Origin of the sequence: Pseudoalteromonas sp. 0802, from assembly GCF_013350085.1 — a bacterium.
Lineage (GTDB): Bacteria > Pseudomonadota > Gammaproteobacteria > Enterobacterales > Alteromonadaceae > Pseudoalteromonas.
On the sequence record NZ_JABVXE010000019.1, the window covers coordinates 49,449 to 62,117 of the forward strand.

General features: G+C 42.0%; 15 protein-coding genes and 1 rRNA gene. 9 read left to right on the top strand and 7 right to left on the bottom strand.

Going from position 1 to position 12,669, the window contains the following annotated elements; translation table 11 throughout:
• Positions 1-8: 8 nt before the first annotated feature.
• Genes rsmB through def form a run of 3 tightly spaced genes read right to left on the bottom strand, consistent with a single transcriptional unit; the run spans position 9 to position 2,771 of the window.
• Complete coding sequence (gene rsmB / locus HUS61_RS18250) at positions 9-1,295, bottom strand: 16S rRNA (cytosine(967)-C(5))-methyltransferase RsmB (RefSeq protein WP_175083301.1); 1,287 nt, start codon at positions 1,293-1,295, stop codon at positions 9-11.
• A complete protein-coding gene (gene fmt / locus HUS61_RS18255; RefSeq protein ID WP_175083302.1) occupies positions 1,288-2,241 on the bottom strand; it encodes a methionyl-tRNA formyltransferase in 954 nt (317 codons plus the stop codon). Before fmt ends, rsmB begins: the two co-directional genes overlap by 8 nt.
• Positions 2,242-2,261: 20 nt before the next feature.
• Positions 2,262-2,771, bottom strand: coding sequence for a peptide deformylase (gene def / locus HUS61_RS18260; protein ID WP_054554770.1), 510 nt, complete (start codon positions 2,769-2,771; stop codon positions 2,262-2,264).
• Positions 2,772-2,889: 118 nt separating this feature from the next.
• On the opposite strand from def, the gene HUS61_RS18265 reads away from it, so the two are divergent.
• The 6 genes from HUS61_RS18265 to hemF all read left to right on the top strand — a co-directional run bounded on the left by HUS61_RS18265 (position 2,890) and on the right by hemF (position 7,797).
• The gene (locus tag HUS61_RS18265; RefSeq protein ID WP_054563778.1) at positions 2,890-4,008 is read left to right on the top strand and encodes a LysM peptidoglycan-binding domain-containing protein; all 1,119 of its coding nucleotides are present in this window, start codon (positions 2,890-2,892) and stop codon (positions 4,006-4,008) included.
• Between the two features lie 30 nt (positions 4,009-4,038).
• A complete protein-coding gene (gene dprA / locus HUS61_RS18270; protein WP_175083303.1) occupies positions 4,039-5,136 on the top strand; it encodes a DNA-processing protein DprA in 1,098 nt (365 codons plus the stop codon).
• A complete protein-coding gene (locus HUS61_RS18275) occupies positions 5,129-5,602 on the top strand; it encodes a DUF494 family protein (RefSeq protein ID WP_054563780.1) in 474 nt (157 codons plus the stop codon). Before dprA ends, HUS61_RS18275 begins: the two co-directional genes overlap by 8 nt.
• 71 nt (positions 5,603-5,673) lie before the next feature.
• Positions 5,674-6,243: a type I DNA topoisomerase gene (locus HUS61_RS18280; protein WP_058583687.1), complete on the top strand. Its 570-nt coding sequence runs from the start codon at positions 5,674-5,676 to the stop codon at positions 6,241-6,243.
• Positions 6,244-6,277: 34 nt separating this feature from the next.
• On the top strand, positions 6,278-6,844 hold the full coding sequence (locus HUS61_RS18285; protein ID WP_175083304.1) for an L-threonylcarbamoyladenylate synthase: 567 nt from the start codon (positions 6,278-6,280) through the stop codon (positions 6,842-6,844).
• 2 nt (positions 6,845-6,846) lie between these two features.
• Positions 6,847-7,797, top strand: a complete 951-nt coding sequence (gene hemF, locus HUS61_RS18290; protein ID WP_055199325.1) for an oxygen-dependent coproporphyrinogen oxidase — start codon at positions 6,847-6,849, stop codon at positions 7,795-7,797.
• Here the strand turns inward: hemF and HUS61_RS18295 are convergent.
• From HUS61_RS18295 to HUS61_RS18305, 3 genes are all read right to left on the bottom strand, one after another.
• Complete coding sequence (locus HUS61_RS18295; RefSeq protein ID WP_175083305.1) at positions 7,794-8,246, bottom strand: hypothetical protein; 453 nt, start codon at positions 8,244-8,246, stop codon at positions 7,794-7,796. The two genes, hemF and HUS61_RS18295, sit on opposite strands and share 4 nt — an antisense overlap.
• A gap of 66 nt (positions 8,247-8,312) precedes the next feature.
• Entirely contained in the window at positions 8,313-9,908 is a 1,596-nt protein-coding gene (locus HUS61_RS18300) for a methyl-accepting chemotaxis protein (RefSeq protein ID WP_175080901.1), read from the bottom strand.
• 81 nt (positions 9,909-9,989) lie between these two features.
• Positions 9,990-10,421: a group II truncated hemoglobin gene (locus HUS61_RS18305; RefSeq protein ID WP_175083306.1), complete on the bottom strand. Its 432-nt coding sequence runs from the start codon at positions 10,419-10,421 to the stop codon at positions 9,990-9,992.
• 41 nt (positions 10,422-10,462) lie between these two features.
• Here HUS61_RS18305 and aroE point away from each other — a divergent pair, with 41 nt between their 5' ends.
• Entirely contained in the window at positions 10,463-11,287 is an 825-nt protein-coding gene (aroE, locus tag HUS61_RS18310; RefSeq protein ID WP_175083307.1) for a shikimate dehydrogenase, read from the top strand.
• Complete coding sequence (locus tag HUS61_RS18315; protein ID WP_175080899.1) at positions 11,284-11,538, top strand: DUF1488 domain-containing protein; 255 nt, start codon at positions 11,284-11,286, stop codon at positions 11,536-11,538. Before aroE ends, HUS61_RS18315 begins: the two co-directional genes overlap by 4 nt.
• On the opposite strand, the gene HUS61_RS18320 is transcribed toward HUS61_RS18315, so the two are convergent.
• Positions 11,535-12,068 carry a gamma carbonic anhydrase family protein gene (locus tag HUS61_RS18320; protein ID WP_175083308.1) on the bottom strand — a complete coding sequence of 178 codons (534 nt, stop codon included), beginning with the start codon at positions 12,066-12,068 and terminating at the stop codon, positions 11,535-11,537. The genes HUS61_RS18315 and HUS61_RS18320 overlap by 4 nt on opposite strands.
• Before the next feature lie 534 nt (positions 12,069-12,602).
• Between HUS61_RS18320 and HUS61_RS18325 the strand changes: the two genes are divergently transcribed.
• Positions 12,603-12,669: ribosomal RNA gene (locus tag HUS61_RS18325) — 16S ribosomal RNA — on the top strand; the annotation flags it as partial.

Genomic DNA, 12,669 nt, shown 5'->3' on the forward strand with positions numbered 1-12,669 from the left:
TGTTCTTATTAGTGTTTTTTAACTAGCTTTGCATAATAGAAACCGTCACTTTCACCAGGCAATAATTGCAGACCAGGTAAAGTAGGCGTGTCGTTTTCATGCAAAGGTATGTGTTCAGCACTTGGATTATTGGCAAGGAACTTAGCAACTTGTTGTTGGTTCTCTTGCGGTAATACTGAGCAGGTCGCGTAAACTAACGTACCACCTGGCTTAAGTAGAGGCCAGATGCTATTTAAGATATCGCCTTGTAAATTAGCCAGATCTTCAATATCAGATGCACGACGTAACCATTTAATATCAGGGTGACGACGGATCACGCCAGTAGCTGAACAAGGCACATCAAGCAAAATACGGTCAAATTGCTGCTCATCCCACCAGATGTGAGGTTGTGAAGCATCGGCACATTGTAAATCGGCAGCTAAACCAATACGCACTAAGTTTTGTTTAACGCGTTCTAGGCGCTCGCTGTCGCTATCAAGTGCTAATACGTCGGCATCAGCAAGCTCTAGGATATGGCACGTTTTACCACCTGGCGCTGCACACGCATCTAAAATGACATCATCATTTTGTGGTTCTAAAAAGCGTGCTGCTAATTGTGCCGCAGCATCTTGAACTGAGCAGGCACCGGTATCAAATTCTGGCAGTGCGTATACATCACACGGTTTAGCTAGTTTAATACCATCAGGAAAATCAGCATTAAGGGTATGCTCAATATCATTTGCTTTAAGCATCTCGCTGTATTCTTGGGTGCTATATTGCGCTTGGTTTACACGTAACCACATAGGTGCTTGCAGCTGATTCGCTTCAAGGATTTCTTGCCAGTTATCAGGGTAAGCAGCGGTTACTTGTTTGATAAACCAACCTGGGTGGTTAAATTTGCAAACAGGAATTTGCTTTGCTTTTTCTTCAAGCTCAACTTGTTCACGTTGGAAACTACGTAAAATAGCGTTAATCAGACCTTTTAAACCCAGTGCGCGCATTTGCTGAAGCGCATTAACCGTTTCGCTGATTGCTGCATGAGGCGGTACACGCATGTGTTGAAGTTGGTAAATACCCACATACAACAAGAACTGGAAAATACGGCGCTTACCTTTTAGTGGTTGATCTAAAAGTTGCTGACAATAATTTTCTAGGCTAGGTAAATAGCGCAGCACACCGTAGCAAATTTGTTGTAGTAGGGCTTTATCTTTCGGCGATAATCCTTGGCTTGCAAAAGGTAGTTCTTGATTTAGCGATGCACCTTTATCGACCACGTTATAGAGGGTTTCAGCAGCAAGTGCTCTTACATTACTCATTGCTTTGACCTAATACTGAGCCTGGTTCAACCCAATCACTGCGACCATTTAAAAAGTCAGTAACAGCCATTGGTTTTTTACCTTGTGGTTGAAGAAGAGTGATTTTAAGTGCATCTTGCCCACAGCCAACGGTAATACCTTGCTTATCAGCAGCAATGATTTTACCGGCTTGTGCAGTTTGCGATACAACTTCGGCTTGCCAAATTTTTACCGTTTGTCCTGCCATTTCAGTAAAGCAAACAGGCCATGGATTAAAGGCACGGATATTACGCTCAATTTGCGCAGCATCCATTGACCAATCAATATTGGCTTCGTCTTTTGATAGCTTCTTGGCGTAATTTGCTTGTGCGTCATCTTGCTTTTCTGGGTTGATTTCACCTGCAGCAAGACGATTGATTGTACTGATCAGTGCATCAGGACCCAGTGCAGCTAATTTATCGTATAAAGAGCTACTGGTTTCTGTGCTATCAATCGGGCAACGGCTGATATGCAGCATATCGCCGGTATCTAAGCCTTCATCCATTTGCATTATTGTTACACCGGTTTCATTGTCACCAGCCCAAATAGCACGTTGGATCGGTGCAGCACCACGCCAGCGCGGTAAAATAGAGCCATGCACGTTTAAGCAGCCTAAGCGCGGTGCATCTAAAATCGCTTTTGGTAACAGTAAGCCGTACGCCACCACAATCATAATATCGGCGTTCAGGCTGGTAAGCTCTGCAAGTGCTTCATCTGATTTTAGTGATTGCGGTTGAAATACAGGTAAATCATGAGCAAGTGCCAGTTCTTTAACTTCACTGGCTTTTAGCTTTTTACCTCGGCCCGCTGGTCGATCAGGTTGGCTATATACACCAACAACTTCGTGCTCTGAGTCAATCAGTGCTTGTAAATGGCGCGCAGCGAAATCCGGCGTACCAGCAAAAATAATGCGTAATGGTTGTGTCACAGATATTCCTATTGATTAACTTATGATTTAGCAGCCAGCTTAGCTTCTTTTTCAAGCTTTTTACGGATACGTTGGCGCTTTAAAGGCGATAGATAATCAATAAATAGGGTGCCTTTAAGGTGATCAAGCTCATGCTGAATACAGATCGCTAATAGCTCGTCAGCGTCAAGGCTAAACTCTTCACCGTTTTCATTAAGCGCTTTAACAGTAACTGTTTCTGCGCGGTCAACTTTTGCGTATGAGTAAGGAACAGATAAACAGCCTTCTTCACTCACAGTTGAACCATCTTTTTTGGTGATTTCTGGGTTGATTAACACTAACGGTTGGTCGCGCTCTTCAGATACGTCGATCACCACAATTCGCTGGTGGATATCTACTTGCGTCGCTGCTAAGCCGATACCGTTTTCGTCATACATAGTTTCAAGCATGTCTTTGACGATTTGACGAACTTCATCGTTTACTTCTGGTACTTCTTTCGCGATTGTACGTAAACGCTCATCCGGAAATCTCAAAACTTCTAACCTAGCCATAGTTACCTTTTACACTTGTGATTCATTTAGGGTATTGTATGCTCTTATTTTAGCCATTCGTGTTCACCTTTAACAGGTTTTGGTCGATAATAATCTAAAAACAACTCAAGGAAGCCAAATGAGATACCCACTAGTTGCGGCTTTGTTAGCCATTAGCTGTGCTTTTCCGGTAGCTGCTGATGTTTTAACAATTAAAAAAGATGCACCAAAACAATATGTTGTCAAAAAAGGCGATACGCTTTGGGATATCTCGGGCGTGTATCTTGATGAACCTTGGCAATGGCCTGATTTATGGCAAATGAACCCGCAAATTGCGAATCCGCATTTAATATACCCGGGTGATGCGCTCACTTTAATTTACGATAAAGACGGAAATCCTCGTTTAGTTAAAAATGCGCGTTATAAAAAACTCTCTCCAGAAGGGCGAATTACACCAAAAGGCAAGCAAGCAGTGCCGACGTTGCCTTTGGAGTTGCTGCGCCCATATTTGAGTTATGAGCAAGCGATTAGCGCCGATGTTATTGCACAAAAACCATATATTTTGGGTGCCAGTGTTAATACCAAAATGAATACTATGGGCCATACGCTTTACGTTAAAGGTGACTTAACACTTAACGAAGCTTATGGCGTATACCGTAAAGGCAATGATCTTGTTGATCCAAATACCAATGAAGTACTAGCGAATAAAGCGGAATTAGTGGCGATTGTTCGCGCATTTAGAAGCGGTGACGTAGAAAACGGCGTACCTGCCTCAGTTAAAGTTGAACTGGTAAAACAAGAAATTAAGCCGCATGACTTTTTAATGCCGGCGATGGAAGGGCAAATGTTGCCAGCCTATTTCACTATGAAACGCCCTGAAGCTACTTTAGATGGCACTATTATCGCCGCAGCTAATGAAATGCGTGAATTTAGTACCATGGACATTGTTGTACTAAACTTAGGTTCAGACCAAGTGAAACCAGGTTTTGTACTTGATATTCAGCGTCAATCACCTGAAGTGTATGACGGCCGCAATGGTCCGCGTTACCGCGAAGATTCAAACAGTCTTGAGAAATTCATGACTGATGCAAATGATGTGTTAGGAATTGAAAGCGACGAAGACAGTAATGTATGGCACATGCCAAAGGAAAAAGTCGGTGAGTTAATGGTGTTTAAGGTATATGACAACGTTAGCTACGCATTGATTGTGAAGAATCAGCACCCGATCCGAGTTGGAGATTATGCAGTTATAAACTAACTCACAATTTGGGCGCTCTAAGGAGGGAGCATGGCACAGGTTTCAGGCAAGCTATCCCATTGGCTTGCCTTTTATTTATGTAAAGGGCTTGGAATAAAAAGCCTTATTGCATTAAGTCAAAGACAGCCACTGGATGAGCTATTTAAGCTATCTAGTTTAGAGCTTCAGCAGCTGGGTTTATCACAAAGCCAAGCCGATAACTTAGTTAATACTGACTGGCAGTTAGTAGCCCACTACCAAGAGTTAATAGCAAGACTTAAAATCAAAGTCATAAGCTATTTTGATAGCAGCTATCCGCCCTTACTCAAGCAAATAGCCAGTGCACCTATCTTATTATTTTGTTTAGGTAATACGGATCTACTACTGTCACCGCAAATAGCAATTGTCGGTAGTCGTAATGCCACACCGACAGGGCTTGAAGTCGCTGCTGAGTTTGCCCATCAACTTTCTGCTGTTGGCATGACGGTGACATCAGGTATGGCTATGGGAATTGATGGTGCAGCCCATAAAGGCGCATTAGCAGGGTCAGGCAATACGATTGCCGTACTTGGTACGGGTATCGATATTGCTTATCCAAAACGCCATCGCTTACTCATTAAACAGGTTGCTGAGCGGGGCTTGTTGGTTTCTGAGTTCTTACCGGGAACGGCTGCTAATGCCGCTAATTTTCCGCGCCGAAACCGCATTATCTCTGGGTTGTCATTAGGTGTATTGATTGTCGAAGCGCAAATTAAAAGTGGCTCATTGGTGACAGTGCGCTATGCGCTTGAGCAAAATAAAGAGGTGTTTGCCGTGCCGGGTTCGATAAAAAGCCCACTATCAGAGGCAAGCCATTTTTTAATTAAGCAAGGCGCTAAATTGACAGAAAATATTACTGATATTCTTGATGAAGTGAGCTTTTTCTGTGAAAACAGTCTATATAGTATAGAACAGCCTATTGCAGATGAACCCGACTGCCCAGTGTTCAAAAGTATAGGGTATGAGGTAACAAGTGTTGATCAAATAACACAGCGCAGCCAATTACCTGTAGACGAAGTACAAGCTCGGTTACTCGACCTAGAGCTCGCAGATAAAATCGAACGAGTACTAGATGGTTATATAAGACTAGGAGGACATAAACATGTTTGACATCCTCATGTATCTTTTTGAAAACTATATCCATAGTGAAGCTGAAATCTTTACTGAAGAGAACGAACTTACCGATGAGTTGGTTCGTGCTGGCTTCAATAAACCTGAAATCTACAAAGCCCTTGATTGGCTAGAGCAACTTGCTGACTTACAACAAAGCGATATCTACCCGTACCTTAATGCCCAACCACAACATGCTATGCGTATTTACACTGATAGTGAATGCCAAATGTTAAGTGTTGAGTGTCGCGGCTTTTTAATGTTTATCGAGCAAATAGGTGTAATTAACACCGTAACTCGCGAAATGGTGATAGATAGGCTTTGTGCTCTGGATAAACCATTTATTTCTTTGGAAGATCTAAAGTGGGTAGTGCTTATGGTGTTATTTAATGTACCAGGGTCAGAGCAAGCTTACGCACAAATGGAAGACTTAATATTTGACGAGCCAGCCGATGTATTACATTAATTCGACTTTGCTTGTATCTTTGTTGAGTTTGGGTATATTAGGCGAAAATTAGCCAACCCCACAGGAATCTTATGAGTAAAATCGACCATTCTCTTTTTTCTGCAGATAAACATGCACTCGAAAAAGAGTATGAGGTTTGCCCTAAATGCGGTTCTGAATTGGTTATGCGCAACTCAAAGTCAGGGCCGTTCTTAGGCTGTGCCAGTTACCCAAAGTGTGACTTTATCCGCCCATTAGCTCATCACGATAGCCAACAAATAAAAGTACTCGAAGACAGTGCCTGCCCAGAGTGTGGTAAGCCATTAGTAATTAAAAATGGCCGCTACGGTATGTTTATTGGGTGTACCGGCTATCCTGAGTGCCATTACATTGCTCATGATGAAGAGCCTGACGATGCCCCTCAATTACCTGCTTGCCCTAAATGCAAAAAAGGCCAGCTGGTTGCGCGTAATAATAAGTTTGGCAAAACCTTTTATTCTTGTGATGGCTATCCGCGTTGTAAATATACCCTTAATCACAAACCTGTGGCGACTGAGTGCCCGGCCTGCCAGTGGCCAATTATGACCGAAAAGAAAACAGCTTCAGGTGTTGTGTTACAATGCCCGCAGAAGTCGTGTATGCATAAGTTAGTCGAATCTTAATGCACTTGTAATTTGTTTATTTAGGAGAGTTTCTTTGTCTGATCCTGTTGCGCAACCAGCCAATGCAATTGACGCTTTGCAGCAAGGCGGTGTAATTGTTTACCCAACCGAAGCTGTTTTTGGTCTTGGTTGCGATCCTGATAACCAAGCTGCGGTTGAAAAGCTTTTAGCCATCAAACAACGCCCTGTAGAAAAAGGCTTAATTTTAATTGCTGACAATTATGGCCAGTTATTAAAGTATGTAGATGATGCCAAAATCCCGATGGATAAACGTGCTGATATCTTTTCACAATGGCCAGGTGCTATCACTTGGGTGATGCCAGCAGCAAAAGAAACGCCAAAGTGGCTAACAGGCCAGTTTGATACTATTGCGGTACGTGTTACTGATCATCCAACGGTAAAAGCCCTGTGTCAGCAATTTGGTAAGCCGTTGGTTTCAACAAGTGCAAACTTAACCGGTCAAGAAACGGTAATGACTATCGTACAAGCGAAAAGCGAATTTGCAGACACAGTAGATTTTTATGTTGATGAGCCGTTAGGTGGCAACAGCCAACCAAGTGTGATCAAAGACGCAGGCACCGGTAAAGTATTTAGAGGATAAACATGCAAAGCGAGCTACTCGAACAAGTTAAAACCTACTTAATGGCCTTACAAGATACAATTTGTCAGGGCCTTGAAAATGCTGACGGCAAAGCAAAATTTGTTGAAGACAATTGGCAACGTGCAGAAGGCGGCGGTGGCCGTACTCGTGTTATCCAAGGTGGTAATGTCATCGAACAGGGTGGGGTAAACTACTCGCATGTGTTTGGTGCTTCGATGCCAGCATCAGCAACAGCACATCGTCCAGAGCTCGCTGGTCGTAGCTTTCATGCATGTGGTGTGTCATTAGTGATCCACCCTAATAATCCACATATTCCAACTAGCCATGCCAATGTCCGTTTCTTTATTGCCGAAAAAGAAGGCGAAGAGCCAATTTGGTGGTTTGGTGGTGGTTTTGATTTAACCCCTTATTACCCTGTTTTTGAAGATGTACAACATTGGCATCAGGTGGCTAGCGATTTATGTCAGCCATTCGGTGCTGAGGTTTACGATAAATATAAAAACTGGTGTGATGATTACTTTTATCTAAAACACCGCAGTGAAACACGTGGTGTTGGTGGCTTATTCTTCGATGATTTAAATGAGCTTGGCTTTGAACAAAGCTTTGCCTTTATGCAGGCGGTAGGAAATGGCTATTTAGATGCTTACCTTCCTATTATTGAGCGCCGTAAAGACACGCCAACAACCGAACAGCAACGCGATTTCCAATTGTATCGTCGTGGTCGTTATGTTGAGTTTAATCTTGTTTGGGACCGCGGCACATTATTTGGCTTACAAACCGGCGGACGTACTGAGTCGATTTTAATGTCGATGCCACCATTAGCACGTTGGGAGTATAACTATGTACCTGCTGCAGATAGCCCAGAAGCTAAGCTGTATCAGTACTATTTACGCCCACAAGATTGGTTAAATAGCAAAGAGTCTGATTTAGTTGCACGCCAGTGGCAGCTTTAATCGAGTATTGAAACCACTCGAACCAACATTGTGTTGTCACCCTCTACGAGGGTGGCAACACTGTCACTGCTTGGCAGCTCTGCCAAGACACTAAATAGCACTTCTGCTTTTAATATCTTTAGCTTATCAGGTGTTGTATCAATGGGGGCGCTAACCTGTGTTAAGCATTGACTGATATCACAGGCATAGAAATCAAGTTTCACCTCAAAATATTCAGGGTGCTGAATAAGCTTATCAAAACCACCAACAATACTTTGTTCATACTTATCGCTTTGTGATGTTTTATCTTGGCTGAGAAGAGATTGAGCAATCTGTTGAATATCATCATGAAAAATATATTCATTAACAGTGCTTAGTTGATCAGCCGTATTGTTAACGCTGTGCTGATAGGTAAATAATAGCGCCGCAATAATTCCAATACAGACTAAAAGAGTTGTTATAAATTTCATTTAAACATCCTTATTTACTATGAAATGCATATAACAACTCTAGCAGTTGCACGAAAAGCGCGCAATTTAGCTTAATTTAAAGCGTCTTACTTGCTCATCCAGTGAACGAGCTAACGACAACAGCTCTTCACTGACTTTTTGGTTTTCATGGGCATCGACTAATGAGTGCTCGGCATTGTCACTAATTGCGATAACACTTTGGTTAATTTCTTCAGCCGCGAGGTTTTGCTGTTCAGTAGCATCAGCAATTTGCACGTTAAGTTGGTTTATCTCACTCATTTGTGAAGAAATATCACGTAATGCTTTAGCTACTTGCTTAACTTGCACAGCTCTTTCGTCTGCTTCTTCGCAAGAGTTATTCATGGTATTAACTGTTTGTGCCGCTTCACTTTGTAGCTTGTCGATAGTGCGGCGAATTTCGTCGGTTGAGTCATGGGTGCGGGTCGCTAAAGTACGTACTTCATCGGCTACCACAGCAAAGCCTCGGCCAGCTTCACCAGCACGAGCCGCCTCAATGGCTGCATTAAGTGCAAGTAAGTTTGTTTGTTCGGCAATGCTACTGATCACCTCGAGTACTTTACCAACGTCTAACGTTTGGGTTTGCAGTTGACTTACTTGCTCGGCAGCTGCTCTAACATCTGCCGCAAGTTGATTAATACTTTGCTCAGTGTGCTCAGCAACATGTAAGCTTTGTTGTGCAAGTTGATTACTGTGCTCTGACTTTTCAGATGCAAAATGGGTGGTGTTTTTAACTTCGCTTGATGAGCTTTCTAGTTCATTGATGGCGGCAGCGACCGAATCTGTCCCTTGCTTTTGCTTTAAGATCGCTTGCTCGGTTGCATCCGCTGAGGCATAAATGCTTTCGGCAGAGTGGATCAATACCTTAGAAGAATGAGAAACTTGAGCAATATTATCTTTAAACGCACCAATCATGTGATTAAAGCTGGTGGCAAGAGAGCTAAGCTCGTCATTATTACTGTCATCTACCGTGAGGCTTAAATCTTTATTGGTGGTTGCCAAGTGCATAGTATGGCTAATGACTTTTAAGCGTTTGATGAAAATTTTTCTAAACATCACTGCTAGTAGTGAGAAAGCCGAAATGAAAATGGCCGCTAATAGTAGCGTATTCATTAAGGTGTTTTGCGATACTTCTTGCTCAATATCAGCCAACGAATAACTAATTTTTACTACACCTAACACATCGCCTTCTTGTGCTTGATGGCAGCCTAAACAGTTTGTTCCTTTATAGTCACTGCGAGCAAACATAGGTTTTAGATAAGTCATCGTACTATTTTGATTATCAATAAATAGTGCTTCAGTGCCTGTTAGTGCTTTTCGCTCAGCATCGTTAGTCGCAACTTGGTTGGCATTTCCAGGCCCATAAATTTTATTAACGATTGGACTACGTATGATATGAGCGTCTTCAATATTAGGGTGGCTTCTTAATTTAGTACTTAGAATTTCACGATTAGCCATAGTGCCTGTCAGCATCATGGTATTAATAGAATCAAAGTAATTATCGGCCAGCAGTTTTATGTTACTTTCAACGGTATCTCTTGCTAATTCATGTTGTTGCTGGGCACTACTAAATATACTGGCAAATAATACCAATACGCCTGTTAGTGCTAACAAGGCATAAATTTTAAATTGGATAGACTTCATTCGACGACGCTTTTTCTAAATTAAGGAAAATTTATTATCTTTATTTAGAAAAAGCGTACATTGATATAGCGCAAAGCTTAGTTAGTTTTGATTGATCATATGGCTGGCGAGTTGCGATAACGACTGTCTCAACCCTTCGCGAAGTAGTGGGTTATCAACCTCGATATCAAGCGTTTTATTCATACAATGCATCCATTGGTCACGTAAGTCTTGATCAATAGGGAAAGGCATGTGACGCTTTCTTAGCATTGGGTGACCATATTTTTCAACGAATAGGTCAGGACCGCCCAGCCAGCCAGATAAAAACTCAAAGAAGACTTGGCGAATTCTATCTAAAGGCTGAGGATGCATATCATATAATGGTTTGGCGTATTCATCTGTGGCCATTATGTCGTAAAATCGATTTGCAATTGCTCGAGCTCCTGCTTCACCGCCAATAATTTCGTAAGGTGTTTTTTCTGGGGTAGGTGTTTCAGGCGTTGGTTTCGATTTAGAAAAAAGTCGTTTAATCATAATATTAATAAAGCTCTACAGGGCGAAGAGGTTGCTTCACTATGGACAAATACGCGGTTTTTGGAAATCCAATAAAACATTCGAAATCACCCGCAATACACGCACAATTTGCTGCATCATTAAACGAGCAAATACAATACAGCGCCATTTTAGCACCAACAGATGCATTTGAAAAAACTGTCGCTGAGTTTTTCGCTGCTGGTGGTAAAGGGGCTAATGTCACTTTGCCGTTTAAAGAGCAAGCGTTTGCCATGGTCGATGAACTAACAGAGCAAGCGAAAATTGCCGGAGCCGTAAATACTATTAAACAGCTTGAAGATGGCAGCCTACTGGGTGATAACACCGATGGTGTAGGACTTGTTAAAGATCTTTTAGCTAATAATGTCACCTTAAAAGGGCAGCGAGTTCTTCTTATTGGCGCCGGTGGTGCAGCGCGAGGTGTCATTCAGCCATTATTGAATGAGCATATCGAAAGCTTAACAATAGCCAACCGTACCGCCGAAAAAGCAAAGGCACTAGCGAGTCATTTTAATGGTGAAATAGATGTACAGGGCTTTGCTTTAAATGATATCCAAGCAAACAACTATGATGTGGTGATTAATTCAACCTCAAGTAGTGTAACTGGAGACCTGCCGGGTATAGCTGAAGACCATGTTGCTACGTGTCAGTGCGCTTACGATATGTTTTACGCCAATGACGATACCGCATTTATCAGTTGGGTTAAGTCGATTAACCCAACATGTTTAACACTCGATGGTTGTGGCATGCTAGTTGGCCAAGCAGCACAAGCTTATTTTGTATGGCGCAATAAAATGCCAGAAATTATTCCCGTTGTTACCGCGCTTAAAGCAGGAGAAATTGCGTGAATCAAGCTATCCAATTTATAGACAGACTCGAATTGAAGCCAGAAGAAAAGCAGTTGGTATTCTTCGCACAAGTAAGTGGCTTGATGGTGGAGTGTGTTATTGATACCAGCAAGTATGATTTTGCAGATCAAAGCAGTGCGGTTAATTACTTTGAATCTTATCGTTTCGATTACGAAGAGCTCGCCGAGCAACTGATCGAAGATGAGCAGTATAACTCGGCAGGACAAATTGAATTAACCGAAGTGTTTTAGCCCTCAGCTAAGTATTCATCTTTAAGCTGAACATAATTATCAGCAGAGATTTTTAAAAAGGCGCGCTCTTGCTCTGTTAAAGGGCGAGCCTGTTTAACAGGGCTACCTACATAGAGGTAACCAGACTCTAAACGCTTGTTAGGTGGTACCAGTGAACCACCACCAATGATCACATTATCTTCAACAATTGCGTTGTCCATCACAATTGCGCCCATACCAACAAGTATACGATTACCAAGTTGGCAGCCATGTAGCATAACTTTATGACCAACAGTGACATCATCACCAATAATAAGAGGGTAGCCATCGGGGTTTGACTTAGAGGCACGAGTTAAATGTAAAACACTGCCATCTTGAATGTTCGTACGTTCACCAATACGTATATAGTTAACATCACCTCGCGCAGCAACAAGAGGCCATACACTTGAATCTTTACCAAGCGTAATATCACCTACTAAAACCGATGACTCATCAATATAAACACTATTATCGTATGTCGGAGTGATCCCTTTATAAGAACGGATAGTCATAAATTCACCTTTTAATTTTAAAATGCGCTCAGTCTAGTGTAACAGCGAAGCAAATAAATACACCAAAACAGGCCTGAATTGACTGCAAAATACCCAGTTTTAGGGTGTTTAGTTCAAAAGCTGAGCGAACAGTACGTTTTTTTAAATTTTATTGAAAAAAGTGCTTGCGTAAAAAATCCATCTCCCTATAATGCGACCCCACTGACACGGCGGGCAGCAACGAAAGGCGCTGAACAACGTAGCAGAGAGTTAAGTGAAACTTCGGTTTCAAATAATCGAAAGAAAGTTTGAAATTAAGTGTTGACTCGAAAAATTAAGGATGTATTATACGCATCCCTAGCGACAACGTCGCAACGTTCTTTAACAATATAAAGCAATCATCTGTGTGGGCACTCGTACAGATTGAGTTCTAACAGCGAAGCTTAGTTTACTAAGTAACGCAAACAAATTTAGAGTCTCAATTTCTTATGAGTGACTATATAGTCAATTTATACAGAATTCATTGAGCACGAAACTTCGGTTTCAAAAAACTTTTAATTGAAGAGTTTGATCATGGCTCAGATTGAACGCTGGCGGCAGGCCTAACACATGCAAGTCGAGC

Coding starts and splice junctions, on each gene's coding strand:
- rsmB (WP_175083301.1), bottom strand. CDS start 1,295: ATGAGTAATGTAAGAGCACTTGCTGCTGAAACCCTCTATAACGTGGTC.
- def (WP_054554770.1), bottom strand. CDS start 2,771: ATGGCTAGGTTAGAAGTTTTGAGATTTCCGGATGAGCGTTTACGTACA.
- HUS61_RS18265 (WP_054563778.1), top strand. CDS start 2,890: ATGAGATACCCACTAGTTGCGGCTTTGTTAGCCATTAGCTGTGCTTTT.
- dprA (WP_175083303.1), top strand. CDS start 4,039: ATGGCACAGGTTTCAGGCAAGCTATCCCATTGGCTTGCCTTTTATTTA.
- HUS61_RS18275 (WP_054563780.1), top strand. CDS start 5,129: ATGTTTGACATCCTCATGTATCTTTTTGAAAACTATATCCATAGTGAA.
- HUS61_RS18280 (WP_058583687.1), top strand. CDS start 5,674: ATGAGTAAAATCGACCATTCTCTTTTTTCTGCAGATAAACATGCACTC.
- hemF (WP_055199325.1), top strand. CDS start 6,847: ATGCAAAGCGAGCTACTCGAACAAGTTAAAACCTACTTAATGGCCTTA.
- HUS61_RS18295 (WP_175083305.1), bottom strand. CDS start 8,246: ATGAAATTTATAACAACTCTTTTAGTCTGTATTGGAATTATTGCGGCG.
- HUS61_RS18300 (WP_175080901.1), bottom strand. CDS start 9,908: ATGAAGTCTATCCAATTTAAAATTTATGCCTTGTTAGCACTAACAGGC.
- HUS61_RS18305 (WP_175083306.1), bottom strand. CDS start 10,421: ATGATTAAACGACTTTTTTCTAAATCGAAACCAACGCCTGAAACACCT.
- aroE (WP_175083307.1), top strand. CDS start 10,463: ATGGACAAATACGCGGTTTTTGGAAATCCAATAAAACATTCGAAATCA.
- HUS61_RS18320 (WP_175083308.1), bottom strand. CDS start 12,068: ATGACTATCCGTTCTTATAAAGGGATCACTCCGACATACGATAATAGT.